21 protein-coding genes are annotated in these 21,524 nt (G+C 58.8%); 9 read left to right on the forward strand and 12 right to left on the reverse strand.

Going from position 1 to position 21,524, the window contains the following annotated elements:
* Nucleotides 1–16: 16 nt before the first annotated feature.
* The 4 genes from lpxK to AC3WP4_RS10810 form a co-directional block, all read right to left on the reverse strand.
* Entirely contained in the window at nucleotides 17–1,027 is a 1,011-nt protein-coding gene (lpxK, locus tag AC3WP4_RS10795; protein WP_102614840.1) for a tetraacyldisaccharide 4'-kinase, read from the reverse strand.
* Nucleotides 1,027–1,458, reverse strand: coding sequence for an ExbD/TolR family protein (locus AC3WP4_RS10800; RefSeq protein ID WP_074879013.1), 432 nt, complete (start codon nucleotides 1,456–1,458; stop codon nucleotides 1,027–1,029). Before AC3WP4_RS10800 ends, lpxK begins: the two co-directional genes overlap by 1 nt.
* Entirely contained in the window at nucleotides 1,455–2,090 is a 636-nt protein-coding gene (locus tag AC3WP4_RS10805) for a MotA/TolQ/ExbB proton channel family protein (protein WP_046054381.1), read from the reverse strand. The genes AC3WP4_RS10800 and AC3WP4_RS10805 overlap by 4 nt, the downstream gene beginning before the upstream one ends.
* Nucleotides 2,091–2,188: 98 nt before the next feature.
* Complete coding sequence (locus tag AC3WP4_RS10810) at nucleotides 2,189–4,411, reverse strand: DNA internalization-related competence protein ComEC/Rec2 (RefSeq protein ID WP_102614841.1); 2,223 nt, start codon at nucleotides 4,409–4,411, stop codon at nucleotides 2,189–2,191.
* Between the two features lie 134 nt (nucleotides 4,412–4,545).
* Here AC3WP4_RS10810 and AC3WP4_RS10815 point away from each other — a divergent pair, with 134 nt between their 5' ends.
* Nucleotides 4,546–5,064 carry a DUF2062 domain-containing protein gene (locus AC3WP4_RS10815; RefSeq protein ID WP_074879019.1) on the forward strand — a complete coding sequence of 173 codons (519 nt, stop codon included), beginning with the start codon at nucleotides 4,546–4,548 and terminating at the stop codon, nucleotides 5,062–5,064.
* Between the two features lie 82 nt (nucleotides 5,065–5,146).
* Here the strand turns inward: AC3WP4_RS10815 and AC3WP4_RS10820 are convergent, their stop codons facing one another.
* From AC3WP4_RS10820 to AC3WP4_RS10835, 4 genes are all read right to left on the reverse strand, one after another.
* Nucleotides 5,147–5,926 carry an ABC transporter permease gene (locus AC3WP4_RS10820; RefSeq protein WP_074879022.1) on the reverse strand — a complete coding sequence of 260 codons (780 nt, stop codon included), beginning with the start codon at nucleotides 5,924–5,926 and terminating at the stop codon, nucleotides 5,147–5,149.
* Nucleotides 5,923–6,855: an ABC transporter ATP-binding protein gene (locus tag AC3WP4_RS10825; RefSeq protein ID WP_074879024.1), complete on the reverse strand. Its 933-nt coding sequence runs from the start codon at nucleotides 6,853–6,855 to the stop codon at nucleotides 5,923–5,925. The genes AC3WP4_RS10820 and AC3WP4_RS10825 overlap by 4 nt, the downstream gene beginning before the upstream one ends.
* Nucleotides 6,856–6,988: 133 nt before the next feature.
* Nucleotides 6,989–7,612: a glutathione S-transferase family protein gene (locus AC3WP4_RS10830; RefSeq protein WP_074879026.1), complete on the reverse strand. Its 624-nt coding sequence runs from the start codon at nucleotides 7,610–7,612 to the stop codon at nucleotides 6,989–6,991.
* Between the two features lie 43 nt (nucleotides 7,613–7,655).
* Entirely contained in the window at nucleotides 7,656–8,315 is a 660-nt protein-coding gene (locus AC3WP4_RS10835; RefSeq protein WP_102614842.1) for a transglutaminase-like domain-containing protein, read from the reverse strand.
* Between the two features lie 250 nt (nucleotides 8,316–8,565).
* Here AC3WP4_RS10835 and AC3WP4_RS10840 point away from each other — a divergent pair, with 250 nt between their 5' ends.
* Together AC3WP4_RS10840 and AC3WP4_RS10845 are read left to right on the forward strand one after the other, a co-directional pair.
* Nucleotides 8,566–11,013: an acyl-CoA dehydrogenase gene (locus AC3WP4_RS10840; RefSeq protein WP_074879030.1), complete on the forward strand. Its 2,448-nt coding sequence runs from the start codon at nucleotides 8,566–8,568 to the stop codon at nucleotides 11,011–11,013.
* An 87-nt stretch (nucleotides 11,014–11,100) separates the two neighbouring features.
* Complete coding sequence (locus AC3WP4_RS10845) at nucleotides 11,101–11,508, forward strand: PA2817 family protein (RefSeq protein ID WP_008152400.1); 408 nt, start codon at nucleotides 11,101–11,103, stop codon at nucleotides 11,506–11,508.
* 117 nt (nucleotides 11,509–11,625) lie between these two features.
* On the opposite strand, the gene AC3WP4_RS10850 is transcribed toward AC3WP4_RS10845, so the two are convergent.
* Nucleotides 11,626–12,624 carry a LysR family transcriptional regulator gene (locus AC3WP4_RS10850; RefSeq protein WP_102614843.1) on the reverse strand — a complete coding sequence of 333 codons (999 nt, stop codon included), beginning with the start codon at nucleotides 12,622–12,624 and terminating at the stop codon, nucleotides 11,626–11,628.
* Between the two features lie 91 nt (nucleotides 12,625–12,715).
* Here AC3WP4_RS10850 and AC3WP4_RS10855 point away from each other — a divergent pair, with 91 nt between their 5' ends.
* From AC3WP4_RS10855 to AC3WP4_RS10880, 6 genes are all read left to right on the forward strand, one after another.
* Nucleotides 12,716–13,342 (forward strand): alanyl-tRNA editing protein, encoded by a 627-nt coding sequence (locus AC3WP4_RS10855; protein ID WP_074879034.1) that lies wholly within the window; start codon nucleotides 12,716–12,718, stop codon nucleotides 13,340–13,342.
* Nucleotides 13,343–13,434: 92 nt separating this feature from the next.
* On the forward strand, nucleotides 13,435–14,205 hold the full coding sequence (locus tag AC3WP4_RS10860) for a 2OG-Fe(II)-dependent halogenase WelO5 family protein (RefSeq protein WP_074879036.1): 771 nt from the start codon (nucleotides 13,435–13,437) through the stop codon (nucleotides 14,203–14,205).
* A 1-nt stretch (nucleotide 14,206) separates the two neighbouring features.
* Entirely contained in the window at nucleotides 14,207–14,842 is a 636-nt protein-coding gene (locus tag AC3WP4_RS10865) for a LysE family translocator (RefSeq protein WP_074879039.1), read from the forward strand.
* A gap of 655 nt (nucleotides 14,843–15,497) precedes the next feature.
* The gene (locus AC3WP4_RS10870; protein ID WP_074879044.1) at nucleotides 15,498–16,730 is read left to right on the forward strand and encodes a type II and III secretion system protein family protein; all 1,233 of its coding nucleotides are present in this window, start codon (nucleotides 15,498–15,500) and stop codon (nucleotides 16,728–16,730) included.
* Between the two features lie 119 nt (nucleotides 16,731–16,849).
* Complete coding sequence (locus AC3WP4_RS10875; RefSeq protein ID WP_074879046.1) at nucleotides 16,850–17,560, forward strand: tetratricopeptide repeat protein; 711 nt, start codon at nucleotides 16,850–16,852, stop codon at nucleotides 17,558–17,560.
* Nucleotides 17,561–17,578: 18 nt separating this feature from the next.
* On the forward strand, nucleotides 17,579–17,848 hold the full coding sequence (locus tag AC3WP4_RS10880) for a DUF3613 domain-containing protein (protein WP_076028245.1): 270 nt from the start codon (nucleotides 17,579–17,581) through the stop codon (nucleotides 17,846–17,848).
* A 267-nt stretch (nucleotides 17,849–18,115) separates the two neighbouring features.
* Here AC3WP4_RS10880 and AC3WP4_RS10885 read toward each other — a convergent pair whose 3' ends face one another.
* From AC3WP4_RS10885 to AC3WP4_RS10895, 3 genes are read right to left on the reverse strand one after another with little or no spacing between them, the layout of a single operon-like run.
* A complete protein-coding gene (locus AC3WP4_RS10885) occupies nucleotides 18,116–19,078 on the reverse strand; it encodes a type II secretion system F family protein (protein ID WP_102614844.1) in 963 nt (320 codons plus the stop codon).
* Between the two features lie 29 nt (nucleotides 19,079–19,107).
* On the reverse strand, nucleotides 19,108–20,094 hold the full coding sequence (locus tag AC3WP4_RS10890) for a type II secretion system F family protein (protein WP_102614845.1): 987 nt from the start codon (nucleotides 20,092–20,094) through the stop codon (nucleotides 19,108–19,110).
* On the reverse strand, nucleotides 20,091–21,524 hold the full coding sequence (locus tag AC3WP4_RS10895; protein ID WP_102614846.1) for a TadA family conjugal transfer-associated ATPase: 1,434 nt from the start codon (nucleotides 21,522–21,524) through the stop codon (nucleotides 20,091–20,093). Before AC3WP4_RS10895 ends, AC3WP4_RS10890 begins: the two co-directional genes overlap by 4 nt.

Consider the following 21,524-nt stretch of genomic DNA (forward strand, 5'->3'; position numbering starts at 1 on the left):
CTGGATAAAAACGGATTTAAGGCAAAAGACGAGCCGGCAACAGGCGCATCAGCTGCGTATCGAACCAGGCCACGAAGGCCGGCGATGGCGCAGCATCGACCGCCAGGTACCACCAATCGGCGGCGGCGAAGGCACGGCACTTCACCGCGTCCTTTTCGGTCATCACCAACGGCAATGACGGTGTGAAATTCAAGGCCTGCACGCTGTATTCGGCGTGGTCGGCAAACGCATGCGGCACCGGCTGCCAGTGTAGCGTTTCGAGGGTTGTGAAGAAACGCTGCGGATTGCCGATCCCGGCCACCGCGTGCAGCGCCTGCCCAGCGGGGAAGTGGTCGAGGGGACGTCGCTCGCCGCTGCGCAGATTGATCAATTCGGTGGGTTGAAGCTGGAAGGCGAAACCGCCGTCGCGATCGGCAGCGGCACCGTTGTAGAGCACCGCGTCGACACTTTGCAGACGCTCGGCCGGCTCACGCAACGGCCCGGCGGGCAGGCAACGCTGGTTGCCCAGGCCGCGGGCGGCGTCGATCAGCACCAGTTCAAGGTCGCGGGCCAGACGGTAATGCTGCATGCCGTCGTCGGACAGGATCAGGTCCAATGGCTCATTCGCCAGCAGCGCTTTGACGGCGCTGCTGCGGTCCGGGTCGATCATCAACGGAACGCCGGTGCGCTGGACGATCAACAGCGGTTCGTCACCAGCGATATCGGCGCTTTGATCCGCCTCGACTCGCCACGGCAATTGCGGTGGCTTGGCGCCATAACCCCGACTGACCACCCCGACCCGCAAACCGCTGCGCTGGCAGTGCTGGATCATCCACAGAATCAGCGGCGTCTTGCCGGTGCCACCGACGGTAATGTTACCCACGACGATCAGCGGCACCGGCGGTTGATAGATCTCTCCCTCACCCGCCAGAAAACGCTTGCGCTTGTTCATGACCACGCGCCGATACAGCCACTCCAGCGGCTGCAACAGCTTCAGGGCCGGATGACCCTGGTACCACGCGGCGAGCAAGCGATCGGACATGGCCATCAGGGCGCGGGCGGCGCCGCCTCGACTGTGGTCATGCGCAGGTGGCTGAAACCGAGTTTACCGGCGGCGTCCATAGCTGTGATGACGGACTGATGCTGGGCCTTGCCGTCGGCGCTGATGGACAGCGGCAGGTTGGTGTCGCCACTGGATTCTTTCTGCAGTGCGTCCATCAGGGTCGCCAGGTCGTTCTTGGGCAAGACCTGATTATTCACCGAGATGGCGCCTTCGGCACTGATGGCAACGTCCAGGTGTTTGACCTGCTGGTCTTCGGCCGGCGAACCGCTGACTGCTTCCGGCAGATCCACGCGCAACTGGGTTTCTCGGGTAAAGGTGGTGGTCACGACGAAAAACAGCAGCAGGATAAACACCACGTCGATCAGAGACGCGAGGTTGATGTCTACCGTTTCCCGCGGTTTGCGGCGGAATTTCACGCTTTGCCCCCATTCAGGTCAACATCACGGTCACCCTGTACCACCTCGACCAGTTTGATCGCTTCCTGCTCCATGCCCACCACCAGTTCATCGATCCGGCGTTGCAGGAATCGATGGAAGAATACGGCCGGGATACCGACCATCAGGCCCGCCGCCGTGGTGATCAGCGCTTTGGAAATACCGCCAGCCAGCACCGCAGCATTGGTACCCATGCCTGTGCCCATGAACGCGCTGAAAATGTCGATCATGCCCAGCACCGTCCCCAACAGACCCAGCAACGGAGCCATGGCAGCAATGGTGCCCAACGCATTGATGTAGCGTTCAAGCTCGTGGATGACCCGTGCGGCAGCCTCTTCGATGCACTCTTTCATGATCTCGCGACCATGCTTGGAGTTCGCCAGGCCAGCGGCGAGGATTTCGCCCAACGGCGAGTTGGCGCGCAATTCCTTGAGTTTTTCTTTATTGAGTTGCTTGTCCTTGATCCACACCCAGACTTGCCCGAGCAAATGCTCCGGGGTCACACGGCTGGCTCGCAGGGTCCAGAGACGCTCGGCGACGATTGCCATGGCCGCGATGGAACTCAAAATGATCGGCAGCATCATCCAGCCGCCGGATTTGACTAATTCCCACACAGTGACAGCCCCCTCGAAAAAGTGCGCCACTCTAACATAGGGGGTGAGCGCACCGAAGACCGTGATGTCGCATCCGCTCGGGGTTTAACAACCCCGGTTCAGTGCGCAGAGCGCCAGAAGCGCCGTTCTTGACGCATCGTCCACGGCGGTTTGAAACGTCCCAGTTGCAGACGGATGGCACCCTGCTCGGCGCTGTCATAAATCGACAGGCCGCGTTTTTGATAACGCGCGACGACCGTAGGATGGGGATGACCGAATGAATTGCCGTGACCGCGGGAAATCAACACTGCTTTGGGTTGCAGCCCGCTAAGCAACGCCATTGAAGACGAACTGCGACTGCCGTGGTGCGGTGCCTGCAACCAGTCAGTGGTGACGGCCAGTGGACTGTCGAGCAGTGCCCGCTCGGCGGCGGCGTCTATATCACCGGTCAATAACAGACGCTCACCATTGGCTTCAATTTGAAGGACACAGGATTTTTGATTGCTCTCGCTGGCCGAAGGCCATTGCCAGAGCTGGAACCTGACATCATCCCAGACCCATTGCTTGCCGCTCTCGCAGCCCTGCGCCTGTAACTCCGTCGGCAGCGCCTGGGGATCGCCACTGACCACCCGTTTTACCGGCAGACCATCGGCCACGGCCCGGGCGTCGCCTGCATGATCGGCGTCGGCATGGCTGATCAACATCAAATCGAGCCCCTCCACGCCCAGCTTGCGTAATGCCGGCAGCACCACCCGCTCGCCCAGGTCGAAATCGCCGAATCGTGGCCCGGTGTCATACAACAGTGTGTGATGACGGGTGCGCACCAGGATCGCCAAACCCTGGCCGACATCCAGCTGCCAGACTTCGGCAATGCCTTCAGGCAAGACTTGCCGGGGCGGAAAAACCAGCAACAGCAGCATCGGCCAACCCAGCGCGCGAAACGGCACACCCCGAGGCATTAATAGTAGAAACGCACCGAGTGTGCCGACTGCCCAAATCCACAACGGGATGGCCATCGGCACCCACGCGGGCAAGTACCCGGCCATCAGCGTCAGGCCCTTGAACAAGAGGTCGATCAGACCTCCTGCCAGCCACAGCAACCCTTCGCCCACATAAGGAAGGGGTAAAAACAATGTGCCCAGCAATGCCACGGGCAGCACGACCAGGCTGATCCACGGCACCGCGAGCAAATTGGCCACCGGCCCGCTGAGACTGATCGGCAACCCGAGCACCAGCAGCAACGGGCACAGGCCAATCGCGATCAGCCATTGGGCGCGGGTCCAGGTTTGCCACCAACGCCATGGGCCCAGACGCCCCCCGAAGGTGAAGATCAACACCGCCACTGCCGCGAACGATAGCCAGAAACCCGGTTGCAGACTCGCCAGCGGATCCAGCAGCAAAACACCGTCGAGCGCCAGCAACAACGGCCACCAGGCGCCGAGATGACGAAATCGCAGGCGCCACAACAGCACCAGGCCGATCATCACGCAGGCCCGCCGCACCGGCACCTCGAAACCGGCCAGCAGCCCGTAACCGAGAGCGGCCGCGAATGCGAGCCCACAGGCCCACGGCAGCCAAGGCAAGCGTTTCGGCCATAGGCCATAGCGGGCCAGCGCGGCGATCAACAGGTACACCAGCCCTGCCAACAACCCGATGTGTTGGCCGGAAATCACCAACAGATGGACGGTGCCGGTGTCTTGCAGCACCTGCCAGTCTTCGCGACTCAGCCCGGCGCCATCCCCCAGCACCAACGCCGTCAACGCTCCCGTTCGCCCCTGGGCATCCACGGACTGCAAGCGCTGACGGACGCCGTCGCGCCAGGCCCATCGGGTTTCCTTGAGCCGTTCGCCAGCCTTGACCGTCCCGGTCGCACCGATGCGTTGCGCCAACAGCCAGGCGTCGTAGTCGAAGGCATGGGGGTTGAGCAGCCCCGCAGGACGCTTCAACTTGACCGCCAGTCGCCAATGCTCGCCGCTGTTGACCGGCGACCCGTCATACCAGGCCAGGCGCATCAGTTGCGGTACCTTGCCGTGTCGCGACCGGGCGTCCGCCAACTCGAAACGCACGACGGCCTCATTGTTCTGCGGCAATCCCGTCACCCGGCCTTCGACCCAACGGGTTTCGCCATCGAGGCTCGTCGGCAATCGATCATCCAGCGCCCACTGCCCATTCGCGCCCGCCCAGCTGAAGCCGAACAGGAAAAAAGCCAGTGGATAGCTGCGAAACGGCAGCAACATCAAACCGATGACCGGTAGCAACATCAATAACCAGACCGGCGGTAATACCGGTAAAAAACGCAGGATCAACAGACCCAACGCCAGCGCCATCATCCCTGTGCGCATACGCCCGTCCTTGAGAGTCACCTCTTAGGCATAGCCGGCTATCGCACCGCCATCGTTATTAATTGTCACAAAGTCTGAATGGGCGGTTCATAGAATCCAGACATACTTGCCGCCTTAACCGACCGAGAAGCCTTATGCCCCGGCGCTTATTCAAACGTTACATGCCAGACCCGGTCAGCATCAGGGAACACAAGTCCTTACGCTTTCTCGGCACCCTGCTGCATGACCCGAACCTCTGGCACCTCAACCGCCATTCCGTCGCACGGGCCATGGCTGTTGGCCTGTTCGCGGCGTTCCTGCCGATTCCCTTGCAGATGCTGCTCGCCGCCATTCTCGCCATCATGGTGCGCGGCAACATGCCGATTGCGGTGAGCCTGGTCTGGCTGACCAATCCAATCACCATGCCGGCGGTGTTCTTCTGCACTTACCAGACCGGTGCCTGGCTGATGGACGTTCCCACCCGCCATTTGCCGGACGAGCTGACCTGGGAATGGATCAGCGGCGAACTCTCGACGCTTTGGCAGCCGTTCTTGCTCGGCTCGGTGGTGACGGGACTGGTGCTCGGCGCGCTCGCGTATTGCCTGACCATGATGTACTGGCGCTGGTGGGTCGGAAGGCAGTGGCGGCGGCGTCAGAAAAAACGGATGCAGTAAACGCAAAACGGCCTCCACAGTGGGAGGCCGTTTTTTTTTGCGGTGTCGGGGCTTGCTCGCGAAGCAGACGACGCGGTCTCGATCAGGTACGCATCCCGCGACCACTGACCAGCAGCCGTGCGCAACCGATGTACAGCACAACGGTCGCGATCAGCATGAAGGTGATCGCCACGCTGATTCTGATGTCCGAAACGCCAAGAATGCCGTAACGGAAGGCGTTGACCATGTGCAGCACCGGGTTGGCCAGCGACACGGTCTGCCAGAACGGCGGCAGCAAGGAAATCGAGTAGAACACCCCGCCCAGGTAGGTCAGCGGTGTCAGCACAAACGTCGGGATGATCGAGATGTCATCGAAGTTGCGCGCAAACACGGCGTTGATGAAGCCCAGCAGCGAGAAGATCGTCGCCGTCAGCACCACCACCAGAATGGTCACGCCCAGGTGATGCACCTGCAACTCGGTGAAGAACAGCGACAGCAACGTCACGATGAGCCCGACCATCAAGCCGCGCAGCACACCGCCCAGGGTGTAGCCGATCAGAATCGTATGCGGCGACACCGGCGACACCATCAATTCTTCGATGGAACGCTGGAACTTGCTGCCGAAGAAACTCGAGACCACGTTGCCGTAGGAGTTGGTGATCACCGACATCATGATCAGCCCCGGCACGATGTACTCCATGTAGGTGAAACCACCCATGTCACCGATCTGCCGGCCGATCAGATTGCCGAAGATCACGAAGTACAGAACCATGGTGATGGCTGGCGGCAGCAGCGTCTGCGGCCAGATCCGGGTAAAGCGCCTGACCTCTCGGTAAACGATGGTGTTGAGGGCAACGAGGTTGGGTTGCAGCTCGGAACTCATACCGCCACCTTCGACAGATTTTTCTCCACCAGGGACACGAACAACTCCTCGAGGCGATTGGTTTTGTTACGCAGGCTCAACACTTCGATGTTCTGCTGCGCCAATTGGGTGAACAGCGCAGTGATGCCCATGGCCTTGTCGACCTGAACTTCAAGGGTGTGGCTGTCGAGCAGCTTGGTTGGGTAACCGAGCAACTGCGGCGCAGTTTGCAGCGTGTTTTTGAGGTCGAGCAGGAACGTTTCCACATGCAGTTGGCTGAGCAACTGTTTCATGCTGGTGTTCTCGACGATGGTGCCGTGATCGATGATGCCGATGTTGCGGCACAACTGCTCAGCCTCTTCCAGGTAGTGGGTGGTGAGGATGATGGTGATGCCTTTCTTGTTCAGCTCGGTGAGGAACGTCCACATCGAACGACGCAGTTCGATGTCCACACCCGCCGTCGGTTCGTCGAGGATCAACAGGCGCGGTTCGTGAACCAGCGCACGGGCAATCATCAGTCGACGCTTCATGCCGCCGGACAGTGAACGCGACGGCGTATCGCGCTTGTCCCACAGACCCAGTTGGGTCAGGTACTGCTCGGCGCGTTCCTTGGCGATTTTCGGCGGAATGCCGTAATAACCGGCCTGGGTCACCACGATGTCGAAGGTTTTTTCGAACTGGTTGAAGTTGAATTCCTGGGGCACCACGCCGATGCAGCGCTTGAGCTGCGCAGGATTCTTGTCCAGGTCGTGACCGAAAACATTTACCGTCCCGCTGGTCTTGTTCACCAGGGTCGAGAGAATGCCGATGGTCGTGGATTTGCCGGCGCCGTTGGGGCCGAGCAAGGCGAAAAAGTCACCTTCGGCGACGTCCAGATCGATACCACTCAAGGCCTGGAAACCGTTGCCGTAGGTTTTGGTTAGCTGCCGGATGGACAGAGCGGAACTCATATCGGATTTACGCACCAAGAAGGGAAGAAAGGGACAAATAAGGGCGGGCGGCGACTATTACAACCACGGCGCACGAGCGCAATGGTGCTTGTCACCGCCACACAAGTACAGTCAAGCGTGTCGATAGTGAGTATTAAGTCAACGCGGTCATAACCGCTTTCTGATACGCCGGACGCTGTTTCAGGCGTGCATACCAGGCTTGCAGATGAGGCTGCGGTGCGCGCTCGATCGGCATCTCGAACCAGGCATAAATGAAACTGCCCAGAGGAATGTCGCCCATGCCGATCTCATTGCCGGACAGGTACGGTTGGGTTGCCAGCGTCTGGTCGGCCATGGCCAGCAGGCCATCGCACTCCTTGATCGCGGCGTTGATTGCAGGCCAGTCCTGCTGGTCTGCCGGGGTACGCAATACGCCCCAGAACACTGTGCGGAACGGCCCGGCAAAATTTGAAGTGGTCCAGTCCATCCACTTGTCGGCAGAAGCGCGGGCCTGCAGATCCTCTGGATACCAGGCCGTGCCGTTGGCGTGGCGAGCCATCAGGTAACGCACGATGGCGTTGGATTCCCACAGCACGAACCCCTCGTCTTCAATCACCGGCACGCGGCCATTGGGGTTCATCGCGCGGTACTGCGGCGTATCGACGACACCAAAGGCGCCGCCGGCATCGATGGCTTCATAAGCCAGGCCCAGTTCCTCGGCGGCCCACAAAGGTTTCCTGACATTCGACGAGTTTTTCCGACCCCAGATCTTCAGCATGACCGCCTCTTTATGGATGAATGCGCAGGCAGCATACGCCGGATCAGGCGCGACTCAAATCGCCCTGCATGTCACCCAGCAGCACGGGCGATTGGTCGCTGAACAGATGCGGATAGCACTTTTCCAGGTGTTCGAAAAAGAACGCTTCAGGCACGTCGCTGAACTGGCCGTGGTCAATCAGGTATTCCATCAATAGCTCGCCGTCGCGATTGAACGGATGGAAAACGCTGTCGTTGATGCCGTCGAATTCCAGCGGCGCGACATTGAACAATTCACACAAGCCCTGATTGAACGCTGGCGTGGCTTTGACCCAGCGGCCGTTCAGGTGAAGCTCTGTATAACCGTGCATGGCGAACACATCGCTCTTGAGCAACTCGAGCAACCGCGGCGTCGACAAATGATTGCGCACATCCGCCAGGCCGATCCGCGCGGGAATCCCGCAATGCCGGGCGGCACCTGCCAACAGCGTGGCTTTGGGTACGCAATAACTCTCCCCCGCTGCCAGCGCATAACTGCCGCGCAACGTATTCGGGTCGCGACTGAAGGTATAAGGGTTGTAACGCACGGCTTCGCGCACGGCGTAATAGAGATTGATCGCCTGCTCTAGAGGATCGCGACTGTTGCCGCGATGTTTTTCGGCGAACTCCACCACCGACGAGTGGTCACTATCGATGAAGCGGCCGGGACTCAGATACTCGTGCATGAGAACAATCTCCTGGGGAAGCCACGAGTCTAGCGACACGTTCAGCACAGAGATAACGACGTTTCGGCCAAACATGGACGCTTTGCCGCCCGCCCATCGAACGATTTGCGCGTCCTGGTGCCCACCGGGTCCTACAAAACTCATCGAAGGTTTCCCACGATTTCAATCACATCGCTCTGACCACCCTGTTTTACGGATGCCGTCTAAGCTCTGAAGGTTGCTTTTGCCCTGGTTTCACGGAGGATTAAATATGCTGCTGTTGTGGATACTGGTTCTGGTTGTCGGGATTGCGTATTTAGCCCACCGTCGCATCGCCCCGCTGCCCGCCCTGTGCGTCGTTGCCGTTTACGTGGTGGCGATGGGTGCTTTCAGCCGCGCACCTGGCTGGTTACTGCTGGTTCTGTGGATATTGATCGCGGCTGTCGCAGCGCCCTTGTTGTTGCCCGACCTGCGCCGCAAATACTTCAGCGCGCCGATGTTCAGCTGGTTCCAGAAAACCCTGCCACCGATGTCGCAAACCGAACGCGATGCGATCGATGCCGGAACGGTGTGGTGGGATGGCGAACTGTTCAGCGGTCGCCCGGACTGGAACACACTGCTGGCCTATCCAAAAGCGCAGCTGAGCGAAGAGGAACAGGCCTTTATCGACGGCCCGACCGAAGAACTCTGCGCCATGGTCAGCGACTGGCAGATCGGTCAAGACATGGACCTGCCTCCCGAAGCTTGGGCCTACATCAAGGAAAACGGCTTCTTCGCCCTGATCATTCCCAAGGAGTTCGGCGGCAAAGGTTTCTCCGCCTATGCCCACTCCCAGGTGGCGATGAAACTGGCGACCCGCAGCGGCGACCTTGCCTCTACCGTGATGGTCCCCAACTCCCTCGGCCCGGCCGAATTGCTGTTGCATTACGGCACCGACGAGCAACGCAACCACTACCTGCCACGACTGGCTCGCGGCGATGAAATACCGTGCTTCGCACTGACCGGACCACTGGCCGGTTCTGACGCCGGCTCGATGCCCGACACCGGGGTGATCTGCAAAGGTGAATGGGAAGGCAAGGAAACCCTGGGCCTGCGCCTGAACTGGGAAAAGCGTTACATCACACTGGGTCCGGTCGCCACCCTGCTCGGCCTCGCGTTCAAGGCCTACGACCCGGATCACCTATTGGGTGAGGAGGAAGACCTGGGGATCAGCCTGGCGTTGATCCCGACCGATATCGCCGGTGTCGAAATCGGCCGCCGCCACCTGCCGTTGGGCGCGTCATTCATGAACGGCCCGAACTCCGGCAAAGATGTGTTCGTACCGCTGGAGTTCCTCATCGGCGGCCGGGAAATGCTCGGCAAAGGCTGGATGATGCTGATGAACTGCCTGTCGGTTGGGCGTTCGATTTCGTTGCCAGCGGTCGGCACTGGCGCCGCCAAGTTCACCAGTCTGGTGACCGGCCAGTACGCTCAAGTCCGTGAACAATTCAATGTTCCTCTGTCGGCCTTCGAAGGTATTCAGGAAGCGATGGCGCGCATCGGCGGCAACGCCTGGATGATGGACGCGGCACGGATGCTCACCGCCAATGCGGTGGATTTGGGCGAGAAGCCATCGGTGCTGTCAGCGATTCTCAAGTACCACCTCACCGAACGCGGCCGCGAGTGCATCAGCCACGCCATGGATGTTCATGGCGGCAAGGCGATCATCATGGGGCCGAACAACTACCTCGGTCGCAGCTGGAACGGCGCGCCGATTTTCATCACGGTGGAAGGCGCGAACATACTCTCGCGCAACTTGATGATCTTCGGTCAGGGTGCGATTCGCTGCCATCCCTTCGTACTTAAGGAAATGGCTCTCGCCAGTCGTGAAGACAAAGACCAGGCCCTCACCGAATTTGATGGCCTGCTGCTCAAACACATCGGTTTCGCCGTGAGCAACGCCGCCAGCACGCTGGTGCTGAACCTTGGTTTCGGTCACTTTGAACACGCGCCAGGCGACAAGCTCAGCCAGGGTTACTTCCGCGCCCTCAATCGCCAGGCTGCTGCGTTCGCCCTGCTCGCCGACCTGAGCATGATGCTGCTGGGCGGCGAATTGAAACGACGCGAACGTCTGTCGGCACGTCTGGGGGATGTGCTCAGCAACATGTACCTCGCCTCCGCCGCACTCAAGCGTTACCACGACCTCGATTCACCGCAGCACATGGCTCCTCTGTTTACCTGGGCCATGGAAGAAAGCCTGGGGCAGTCGGAACGAGCGCTGGATGAACTGCTGAGCAACTTCCCGAACAAGGTGTTGGGTTGCCTGTTGCGGGTGATCGTGTTTCCGTTCGGTCGTCGTCACAAAGGGCCATCGGACAAACTCGGCGCCGAAGTGGCGGCGGTGATCGGCCGCGCCAAGGGTGATCCGACCCTGGAAGAGTTACTCGGTGGTTGCTACCGGCCGCAATCCACTGATGACCCGGTCGGCGCCCTGCAACAGGCGTGCAACCTGCTGAATGCCGCGCAACCGCTGCGCAAAAAGCTGCATGTCGCGCTCAAAAGCGGCCAGGTCAAACCGGTCGCCGGGGAACACGTCATCGATGCAGCGCTTGAAGCTGGCGTGTTGCAACCCAGGGAAGCGCAGACCCTGCGTGACGCCGAAGCTGCCCGGCGCAAGGTGATTGATGTCGATGATTTCGACAAAGTTGAACTGACACTGGGTGAAGGAAAGGTCCGCTGATTCCGCTGACCCTGTGCCTTCTACCTGTAAAAATGGACGCGGGCGCTTTATACTCCCGCGCCCGTTTTGCTCTTGAGGACTTATCTCGTGTCCAATGTCGTTGCCGATCATCTTGTCTTGCTCGACCACCTGCGCAGCATCCTGGTCGCCGTAGGTGAGGCCGAACAGGTTCCCGAAGAAAGCCATGCCTTGTTCCTGGAGCGCTTCGACGAACTGCGTGCGTTGCTGCCGGTCGACCCGATCGAAAGCCAATACCTGGGCCAGGACATTCTGTGCCAGGTGATCACCCGCTACCCGCAAATCGCCCACCTGGTCCCGCGCGACCTGTTGTGGTACTTCGCCGGTGACTGCCTGCATTACATGCCCGACGATGAAATCGACTTGTATCAGGCGCTGGAAGAACGTCGTTTCGAAGCTGAACAAAACGACGAACCTTTCGACTGGAACCAGGAAAAACAGCTGCTGGCGATGTCGAAAGACGACAGCAAGCACTGATCCTCGCTCAGAAATGCAAAAGGCCCGCATGGTGATTCATGCGGGCCTTTTTTGTGCCTTGCTTCGAGTGATGCAGTGGCTGATCGGGCCCCTTCGACTTGCCCGCGAAGGCGTCTGTCAAAGCAACCCATCACTCTCGGGCAACTCATACTCTGCCGCGCCCTTGCCCAATGCATTTGGCTTACCCGGCTTGCCCAGGGTCGGCTCCTTCTCCAGGCATTCCACCAGATAGTCGATCAGCACCCGTAATTTCGGTGGCAGATAACGAGTCGGCGAATGCAACAACCAGGCACCGCCGTGGTATGACGCCAGAAAGGTCCAGTCCGGCAGCACCTGCACGATCAGCCCCTGCTCCAGCGCATAACGCGCGGTGAAGTACGGCAGGCTGCCAATCCCGATGTGCTGCAACACCGCGCCCAAGCGCACGCCGGTGTGATTGGCCGCATACCGTCCGCGCACGCCAACGGTGACAGCCTTGGTGCCTTTCTTGAATTTCCAACGTGCATCGCTCGGGGTTTCGCCCAGGTAGATGCAGCTGTGGTTGAGCAAGTCGTGGGGATGGGTCGGTGTGCCGTGTTTGGCCAGGTATTGCGGCGTCGCACAGAGCAAATGATCGATGGTGAGCAATTGCCGCCCGACCAGTCCGGCAGGTGGCCGATCTGTAATACGAATCGCCAGATCAACGTTGTCGTCGATCAAATCCACCTGGCGGTCCTCAAGCAACAGCTCCACATCCACTTTGGGATAGCGACGCAAGAATTCCGGCATATGCGGATGAATCACGAAACGCCCCACCGCCTTCGGCACACTGACGCGCACCAGTCCTTCCGCTTCATGGGTGAATTGGCCGCTGATTTCCATCACCGATTTGGCGGCGCTGACCATTTCCTGGCAACGCTTGAACACCTCTTCGCCACCGTCGCTCAAACGCAGCTTGCGCGTGGTTCGCTGCAGCAAACGAGTGGCGAGCGCCTTTTCCAGACGCGAAATGCTGCGGCTGACCGCCGAAGGTGAAGAACCCAACTGGCGAGCAGCCTCAGAGAAGCTGCCGGTCTCGACAACCTTGACGAAAATCGCCATTTCACCGAGCAGCGGTAGTGGAAGATTTATGCTCACAGCGCAACAGTCCTTTGATGTTTGAACGGATTATCACGCAATTCCACGCTTCATATAATAAAAAATAGAATTGTTAATAAGGGCATGGAATATGACGCTTCGCCTCTTTTTCCATAGTGATGACCTCAAGGCCAATGTGGAAGTCCTGGATTGCACGCCCCACGAGAACGAATTTGCCGTGGTGCTGCGCGCCACGTTATTTCACCCCCAGGGCGGTGGACAGCCCTTTGACACCGGCTGGATTGGCGAAAGCCGGGTCCTGCGGGTTGTTCAGGATCCGGACCGGATCATTCATTTCGTCGACCATCCGGTAAAACCGGGCATGACCCAGATTCGGGTCGACGAACAACGCCGTCAGTTCAATTCACGTATGCATTCCGCCGGTCATCTGATCGGCCACTTCGTCCAGGCCATGGGCTGGATGCCGATCAAGGCTCATCACTGGCCGGGCGAAGGACGCGTGCAATTCAAACCGGCAGAGTCGGCAAAAGAGGTTGATGCCGAGATGATTCAGCACGGCATCGAGCAGTGGATCGCCAATGATCTGCCGCGCCTGACATCGATGCGTGAAGGCGCCCGGGAAATCGGTTTCGGTGATCTGCCCGCCTATGGCTGCGGCGGCACCCATGTACGCAGCCTGAAGGATTTGGGCACGGTCACGATCGCTTCCCTTTCACTGAAGAAGGGAACGCTGTCTGTCCACTACAGCGTGGATTGAGCATGTGGGCGATGCCGTTCCTGTCATCGCCTGACGCCGGAGGAACCTGCGGTCGCGGGTTCTGTTGACTATTTGATAGATGGACCTAAGACATGATGCTTGACGTCGAGCGTCTCGATGAGACGTGCATAAAAAAACTGGCCAATGAAGAGATCCTCGCCATCCGCGTCAAAGGTTTGTTGCCCAAGCCGCTGGCGATTCAGATCGGCGACAAGATCCTCGCCCCGGGCTTCGAAGGCTATATCAATGCGCCGAGCATCGGTCGCATCGGCATGGCGTTTTATGAAGCGGAAAACCAGCCGCTGCTGATCGAAGATTATTTTGAACGCGCCACCCGCAACATTGCGGAATTACGCAACCGCTGTGCGCCCTATTCGTCCCCCGTCGACACCCTGCGCTGCATGCTCGATGAGTCCTGGCCGGCGGGTGCGCATCTGGAAAATCTCTACGGTCGCAAGATGTATGTGGGGCTGTCCCGGGTGGTGAAACCCGGGATCTGCTTTCTGGCCCACCACGACATTTTCGCCAAGGACGCCCCGGACAGCTATCAGGCCAAAAGCCTGGAAGCGCAGTTCGCCTGCAATGTTTACCTGAACATGCCCCTCGAGGGCGGTGCCCTGCAGATGTGGGACCACGACATCTCCCCGGACCAGTTCGACGAAATGCGTGGCGACAGTTATGGCATCGATCCGGCTCTGCTCGGGACGCCGACCCTGGAGATTCTTCCCGAGCCGGGTGATTTCATCATGTTCAACTCGCGCTGCATGCATTCGGTGACTCCGGGTGTGGCTGATCCGCGCTTGAGCCTTTCGTTCTTTGTCGGCTATCGCGGCAATGCTTCACCCCTTACTTTTTGGAGTTGAGATGCTTTCGAATTACCTGGGCGAGTTTCTGGCGCTGGCGACTATTCACTTTCTGGCCGTGGTTGCACCCGGACCGGACTTCGCAGTGACTATCCGGCAAAGCGTGCGTTTCGGCCGACTGGTCGGGATTTGCACGGCACTGGGCATCGGCGCGGGCATTTCCGTGCACGTGCTTTACACCTTGTTCGGGGTCGGCGCGCTGATGCACACGACACCCTGGCTGCTGACGGCGGCCAAGGTTGTGGGTGGCGCTTACATTTTGTACCTCGGTGTCAGCCTGTTGCGCAGCAAGCCCAAGACCGTACTGGAAGGCGATAAGCCTGATGAACCGGTTGTAGAACAAACGTTGTGGAAGGCATTTACCACCGGCTTCCTGACCAACGCGACCAACCCGAAAGCCACTCTGTTTTTCCTGGCAATCTTCACCACTATCATCAGCGCCACAACGCCGATGAAGATCCAGGCGCTTTACGGAATGTGGATGTGTTTTGTGAATGCGCTGTGGTTTGTGATCGTCGCGCTGTTCTTTTCAAGCAGCAGAGTGCGATTGCTGTTCTTGCGCTTGGGGCACTGGTTCGAGCGGAGCATGGGGGTGATCCTGATCCTGTTTGCTGGTCGGTTGATTTTGTCGATGTAAATACACGTGAATCGAGCAGGAGGCGGCTTCACAGCCGCCCTCTCACACCGCCGTACGCAAGATTCTGCGTCACAACGTTCCGTGCCTTACCCCGCTGACTAGACATTCAGCATCCCCGTCAATATCAGGCAATCGCACTGCGCTACGCCCCTGCCCGCACCACTCGCCCGCCCGCCTTTCTCCAGTCTTTGCCCCCATGGTTTTTTCTAAAATCATGGCACTTTGGTTTGATTGAACTAACGTCAAGCAATAAGAAGTCATAACGGCTCGAGTTTTCACGTTAGCTTCAGTGATCAGATGGTGAATTGGCAAAAGGAGTTACCTTTCTATGATCCTGTCAGGCGCTTTGCGGCTTTGTACCTACATTGCCGATTACTTTCCGGGGGAGCCAGGTCGGCGGACAGTCTCGTCCATAGCCGCAAAGTTCACTCTGGCGGGCAGTCCAGAGAACCGGATCACTAAAAACCGTTTCAGCAAAGGTCGCTCGCTGTCCAGGCAGATCAGCGAATTGCACCCGCTCGTCTGTAGCACGTAAGGAAACACCAAGGCCATGGACAGGTGGCCTGACGCATTGGGGGGGATAGTCCGGTCCCCGTGAAGTGATCCGGACAACTCAGTCAGCCTAAAGATGGCCTATCCAGTGAGGATGTATTAAATGAGCCTTCGTCCCGTGCCCGCTTTCAAGCGAATTTTCCATGGCCTGTTCTGGATGGGCCTCAGCGTGAATGCGGCTCAAGCCGCACCGAACAATTGTTCGCAACTGGACAATTGGCCGACAACGTATGAGGTCGGCCAGGGGCTGCAAAGTGAACTGCGCAGCCCCGTTCCGGTAACACAACTGGCGGTGGGTGACCCGAAAATTGCCGACGTGCAATCCAGTGCCAACAGTGGCGACAACGCGTTCATACTCACGGGCGTTGCACCGGGGACCACCAGTCTGATGGTCTGGACCGCCTGTTCGAAAACGCCGCGCCAAAGCATGGTGTTCGTCAAGGGTAAGGCCACCGCGGCGCTGACCAGCGTCTCGACCATACCTTCCGAAGACCCGCTGTTGCCGATCCAGGTGCAAACCGACATCCGCTTCGTTGAAGTCAGCCGGACCAAACTCAAGGAAGCCAATGCCTCGATTTTTGGTCGCCAAGGCAACTTCCTGTTCGGCTCGCCCAGAACCTTGCCCACCATCGACGGCATTGTCAGGCCGTCGTTGCCGGTGAACAACGACATGTTCAACCTCTCCTTTTTGTCCAGCGATACGCTAGTGTCGATCAACGCGCTGGAAGGCAGCGGTTTCGCCTACACCCTGGCACGACCAAGCCTGGTAGCGCTCAGTGGGCAGAGTGCGAGCTTCCTGGCGGGTGGTGAAGTGCCGATTCCGGTGCCCAGTTCAGGCAGCGATAACGTGTCCATCGAGTACAAGGAATTCGGGATCCGCCTGACCCTGACACCGACCATCATCGGGAAAAACCGCATCGCGCTGAAGGTGGCACCGGAAGTCAGTGAACTGGACTTCACCAACGCTGTAAGCATCGCCGGCACCATCGTTCCGGCGCTGACCATACGCCGTACCGACACCAGCATCTCCCTGGCCGATGGCGAAAGCTTCGTCATCAGCGGCCTGATCAGCACCCGCAACAGTTCTCAGATAAACAAGTTTCCGGGGTTGGGTGATATCCCGATTCTGGGGGCGTTCTTTCGCGACAACTCCATCAACCGTGAAGAGCGTGAACTGTTGATGATCGTCACCCCTCACCTGGTCCAGCCACTGGCTGTCAACGCAAAACTGCCGTCGTTGCCAGGAGAGCAACTGCGTAATTACGACCCGAACTTCTACCGCATGTTCTTCCTCGAACGTGGCGACTTCGACAGTATGAGCGGGCTCTCGCAATGAGCCATGACCTGAACAAGACGTGTCTCGCCCTCACTCGTAACGGTGACCTTGAACGCTTGCCGGGCCAGCCTTATTGCCAATGGCCAAGGGTTCAAAGTGTTGTAGCCAGAGGACATTCGATGAAAGCAGTCATTGCAATAACAGCGACATTGATGCTCGCGGGCTGTGCGTCCAACGGCGTGACTTCGCGGCCACCTGAATGTGCCAAGCCCGCTTCGGAGCAAGAGCTGGCCCTGAGCCTGGCCGACAACATGGCCAACGAAGGTCGTTTGTATGCCAGTCTGGCGAATCTTGAAGGTTTGCCTGACAGTCTGGTCCAGGTTCGCCTGCGCAAGGCCCGGGTGTTGCGCTTGATGGGGCGTAGCGAGGCGGCGCCGTTGTACGAAAGCTTGCTTCGCACCTGCCTGGCGGCTGATGGGGAACATGGTCTGGGCCAGTTGGCCGCAGCCAGAAATGATAACGCCGCCGCGACCCTTCACCTTGAGCGTGCGGTGAAGATGGCCCCCACCGACGACAAGATGCGCAATGACCTGGGGGTCGTCTACCTCAATCAGCGACGGATCCCGGAAGCGCGTTTTGAGTTCATGACCGCCATGGAACTCAAGCAGGCAAACACACTGGCGGCACTCAATATGGTGACGTTGCTGATCTACCAGGACAACTGGAAGGCGGCTTCCGAACTCGTGACCCGCGCCGACTTGAGCCCCAAGCAATTTGCCGAGGCTCAGGCCCGCGCGGAAAAACTCAAGGCCTCCGCCAACAAAGTGGTGGCTTCCGAGAGGAATCGCCGGACCGAGGTAGCCGATGCCTCTTCCAGTGCGATCAAGTAGAACGTACGAGGAGTCGAGATGAAGACCAAAAGACTTTTGATCGTGTGCATGGCGTGCCTGTCCACCACTGCCTGGGCCATTGAGCCGGGCCCCTCTTCGCCGTATCAACAAGGCACCGAGCAGTGGTTGCAACTGCAAATTCGCGGTGTGGTTGCCTCCCCTCACCTGCAAACCGCTTCGGCCACTGAACGTGACCTGGCCATGCAGCGCTGGCTGAATAGCTTCAACTACCCGATTCCAGAGTTTTATGACCAGGATGTAGCGGGAGAGATCACTAGCGGCAACTGAGGCGTGTCAATGGGTGATCAGCCTCTGGCATCGTCCAGAGTAGCCTGGCTGCAAAGCCGGGCTTAATGTTGTGTGCAGGAAAGCAGTGGTCTCTACACAATTCAACCCTGGCCGGGATTACCCCGGAACTGACGCAGGCTGCGATCATTTGATTCAGAGGACGAGGCAACGAATGGCCTGCCAGAAAAATCAAAAGATCGCAGCCTGCGGGAAATGTGTAGTTCCGGGGGCAAGGCCATCGCGCTCGACAGCCACTGGCCGTTTACTTCATCCGAATGCCTTGAACACTCCGATCATGGCGGGGCCAATCGCTATCAGAAAGAAGCTCGGCCACAAACAGAAAATCAGAGGGAAGACCATCTTGGTGCCGATTTTCGCCCCCATCTCTTCGGCGACTTGCGTACGCCGGTCACGGAACTCATCAGCATAGATGCGCAGAGTGTCGGCCACACTGGTACCAAAACGGATACTCTGCGCCAACAGGCTGACCAACCCTTGTACGTCCTCCAGCCCGGTGCGTACGGCCAGTTGTTTGAGCGCCTCGGTACTGGAAATACCCGCGCGGATTTGCGCATTGACCAGAGCCAGTTCTTCAGCCAGCTCAATCTGACTGACAGACATTTCCTCAGCCACCCGCTCGATCGTCAAGGGCAAGGCCAGGCCCGATTCCACGCAGACTACCATCAGGTCCAAGGCATCTGGAAAGGCTGCACGTAGTCTGCCTTGCCTTGCTTGCTTGCGTTTTCCGACATACAACGCAGGCACCAACCATCCAACAGCACCAGCCGCAAACACCAACGACATCCCTATAATCAGAGAAAACTTGGGGAGCAACGGCAACACCAATAGCGCAAAACCAACCAATAACAGTGGCAATAACAAGCGCACCGCCCAGTACATCTGGACCGCCGACGGTGAGCGGTAACCGGCATGCATCAACAGCGTTTGGGTGGACGACGTCTGGGCAGCTTCAGTTGAGCCAAAGCGTTGGCCGACCCGTTCCAACAACAATTGCAGATTACCCGGTGCGTCCTGCCCGGAAATACTCCCTGAATGACCGCGTTTTATCAGCGCCAGGCGACGCTGCACCGGATCCTGCAGCCCCAACAGCAGTAACACCACGGTGACGACCACGAGCACTGTACTCAGACTCATCGCACCAACAAACAGCAGGCGTGCCATCTCTTCATTGCCTGTCACTCGATTGAACAACCCGAGCAAATAGTCCATGACCTGTACCTCCGAATGGCGAATAACGCTTAAACCTGAATCCGGATGATTTTGCGAATCCAGAAAATCCCCAGCAACATGGAAACAAAAGCCCCGAATATCAGCTTGTGACCGACCGGATCATTGAACAGCAACGGCATATATTTAGGGGTGGTGAATACGATCACCGCCGCCAGCACGAAGGGAATGGCCACCAGTATCCAGGCTGACATCCGCCCTTCGGCCGATAAGGTCTTGACCTTGCGCTGAAAGCGAAAGCGTCCACGGATCAGGCGACTCAGACGCTCCAGCACTTCCGTAAGGTTTCCGCCGGTCTCGCGATGGATGAGGATCGAGGTCACTAGCATCATCACCGTCATGCTCGGCATCCTCTCAAGCAGGCCGAGCATGGCCCGACGTACATCGTTGCCATAGTTGATATCGGAGAAGGTCAGACCGAACTCATGTGCAACCGGCCCCTTGTGCTCTTCGGCGACCAGGCGCAGGGTTTCGTTGAACGGGTGTCCAGCGCGCAGGGCACGGCACATGGCATCCAGTGCATCCGGCAGGCCTTCCTCAAACTCAGCGAAACGTTTGCCACGGTCACGAGAAATTTTCAGCAGGGGTAACCAGAACACCCCGAAGCCCGCCAGCAGCGCCATCCACCAGACTGACGAGATCATCCAGATCGAGATAGCCGCACAAACGCCCAGGAACAGCCCGAGCAACAGCACCCGATAAGCCCGATATTCGTGGCCGCCCTGCTCGATCATTTGGGTCAGGCTCGCCATAAAAGGCAACTGCTCGAGCATGGCCTCCAGTGGCGACAAGCGCGTCAGGTACTTCTGCCGTAACACCGTCTGCATGTTGGGTAAATTATTGGCTTTCTCCAGTACATGCAGACGACCGCGGATGCGCTTGCGCATCTTGCCGGCCTCGCCGAACACCGGCACTACCACACCCTGGGACAGGAGGAACACAGCGATAAACACCATGCCCAGGAACATCAGAATGAACTCACCAGGAATATTGTTCATGACTGCCGTGCCTCCATCCACTCAGGCCTGAACATCGTCAGCGGCAACTCGATACCACGCTTGGCCAGCACATCGCGGAAGGCGGGGATCATGCCGCTGGGCCGAAAATCACCCAGTACTTCGCCGTTTTCGCCAATGCCCTGGCGGACGAAGGAGAAGATTTCGGTCATGGTGATGATCTCGCCCTCCATGCCGTTGATCTCCTGCACACTGACCAGGCGACGCTTGCCGTCCTCCTGGCGTTCCAGCTGGATGACCACTCCGATGGCCGAAGCGATTTGCTGGCGCATGGCCTTGATCGGGAAGGTCGCCCCGGTCATCGACACCATGTTCTCGATCCGCCCCAGCGCATCGCGTGCGGTGTTGGCGTGGATCGTGGTCAACGAGCCGTCGTGACCGGTGTTCATCGCCGTCAGCATGTCCAGCGCCTCGGCGCCGCGCACTTCGCCGATCACAATGCGGTCCGGACGCATCCGCAAGCTGTTGCGCACCAACTCCCGCTGGCTCACCTCGCCACGCCCCTCGATATTCGAAGGCCGGGTTTCCAGGCGTACCACGTGGGGCTGTTGCAACTGCAGTTCGGCTGAGTCTTCGATGGTAACGATCCGCTCGTTGTGCGGGATGAAACTGGACAGCACATTGAGCATGGTGGTCTTGCCGCTGCCAGTCCCGCCGGAAATCAGCACGTTCAAGCGCCCGCGGACAATCGCCTTGAGCAGCAGGGCAATGGCCGGGTTCAACGCCCCCACCTGGATAAGGCTGTCGGTATTGAGCAGGTCCACGGAAAAACGCCGGATCGACATGCTCGGGCCGTCGATGGCCAGCGGCGGAATAATCGCGTTGACCCGCGAACCGTCCTTGAGCCGCGCATCCACCAACGGCGAAGACTCGTCGATACGCCGACCCAGGCTGGAGACGATGCGGTCAATGATGTTCAGCAAATGCTGATCATCGCGAAAACGCACATCGGTGCGTTGCAGCTTGCCGAAGCGCTCGACATACACTGAGTCATGCCGATTGACCAAAATGTCGGACACCGTGTGATCGGCCAGCAGCGGTTCCAGAGGCCCCAGACCGAGCACCTCGTCGGTGATCTGCTTGATGATCAATTGCCGACTGGAAGTACTCACCGGTGCCGAGTGTTCATCGAGCAGACGCTGGCAAATATCGCGAATCTGCCGAGTAGCCTCGGCCTGCTCAAGGGAGTCCAGCAAGGACAGGTCCATGACCTTGAGCAACTGTTGGTAGATCTTTTCTCGCCACTCGGCCTCCACCGGAGTGACCTGGCTTCTGGTTTCGTAAAGAACGTCCGGCGCTGCACGCTCCCAGGCCATTATTTCCTCTACCGGATCCAACAGGTCGTCGCCCAGTTGGGCAGCGGCGGGTTTACCGGACTGTTTGCGCAAGCGGTTACGAAAGTCGCTGATCAT

The sequence above is a fragment of the Pseudomonas sp. FW305-20 genome, from assembly GCF_058788075.1.

Excerpts from the sequence above, each read along its gene's own strand:
- lpxK (WP_102614840.1), bottom strand. The coding sequence starts at position 1,027 with ATGGCCATGTCCGATCGCTTGCTCGCCGCGTGGTACCAGGGTCATCCG.
- AC3WP4_RS10810 (WP_102614841.1), bottom strand. The coding sequence starts at position 4,411 with ATGCGCACAGGGATGATGGCGCTGGCGTTGGGTCTGTTGATCCTGCGT.
- AC3WP4_RS10815 (WP_074879019.1), top strand. The coding sequence starts at position 4,546 with ATGCCCCGGCGCTTATTCAAACGTTACATGCCAGACCCGGTCAGCATC.
- AC3WP4_RS10820 (WP_074879022.1), bottom strand. The coding sequence starts at position 5,926 with ATGAGTTCCGAGCTGCAACCCAACCTCGTTGCCCTCAACACCATCGTT.
- AC3WP4_RS10825 (WP_074879024.1), bottom strand. The coding sequence starts at position 6,855 with ATGAGTTCCGCTCTGTCCATCCGGCAGCTAACCAAAACCTACGGCAAC.
- AC3WP4_RS10830 (WP_074879026.1), bottom strand. The coding sequence starts at position 7,612 with ATGCTGAAGATCTGGGGTCGGAAAAACTCGTCGAATGTCAGGAAACCT.
- AC3WP4_RS10835 (WP_102614842.1), bottom strand. The coding sequence starts at position 8,315 with ATGCACGAGTATCTGAGTCCCGGCCGCTTCATCGATAGTGACCACTCG.
- AC3WP4_RS10840 (WP_074879030.1), top strand. The coding sequence starts at position 8,566 with ATGCTGCTGTTGTGGATACTGGTTCTGGTTGTCGGGATTGCGTATTTA.
- AC3WP4_RS10855 (WP_074879034.1), top strand. The coding sequence starts at position 12,716 with ATGACGCTTCGCCTCTTTTTCCATAGTGATGACCTCAAGGCCAATGTG.
- AC3WP4_RS10860 (WP_074879036.1), top strand. The coding sequence starts at position 13,435 with ATGATGCTTGACGTCGAGCGTCTCGATGAGACGTGCATAAAAAAACTG.
- AC3WP4_RS10865 (WP_074879039.1), top strand. The coding sequence starts at position 14,207 with ATGCTTTCGAATTACCTGGGCGAGTTTCTGGCGCTGGCGACTATTCAC.
- AC3WP4_RS10870 (WP_074879044.1), top strand. The coding sequence starts at position 15,498 with ATGAGCCTTCGTCCCGTGCCCGCTTTCAAGCGAATTTTCCATGGCCTG.
- AC3WP4_RS10875 (WP_074879046.1), top strand. The coding sequence starts at position 16,850 with ATGAAAGCAGTCATTGCAATAACAGCGACATTGATGCTCGCGGGCTGT.
- AC3WP4_RS10880 (WP_076028245.1), top strand. The coding sequence starts at position 17,579 with ATGAAGACCAAAAGACTTTTGATCGTGTGCATGGCGTGCCTGTCCACC.
- AC3WP4_RS10885 (WP_102614844.1), bottom strand. The coding sequence starts at position 19,078 with ATGGACTATTTGCTCGGGTTGTTCAATCGAGTGACAGGCAATGAAGAG.
- AC3WP4_RS10890 (WP_102614845.1), bottom strand. The coding sequence starts at position 20,094 with ATGAACAATATTCCTGGTGAGTTCATTCTGATGTTCCTGGGCATGGTG.
- AC3WP4_RS10895 (WP_102614846.1), bottom strand. The coding sequence starts at position 21,524 with ATGATCAGCGACTTTCGTAACCGCTTGCGCAAACAGTCCGGTAAACCC.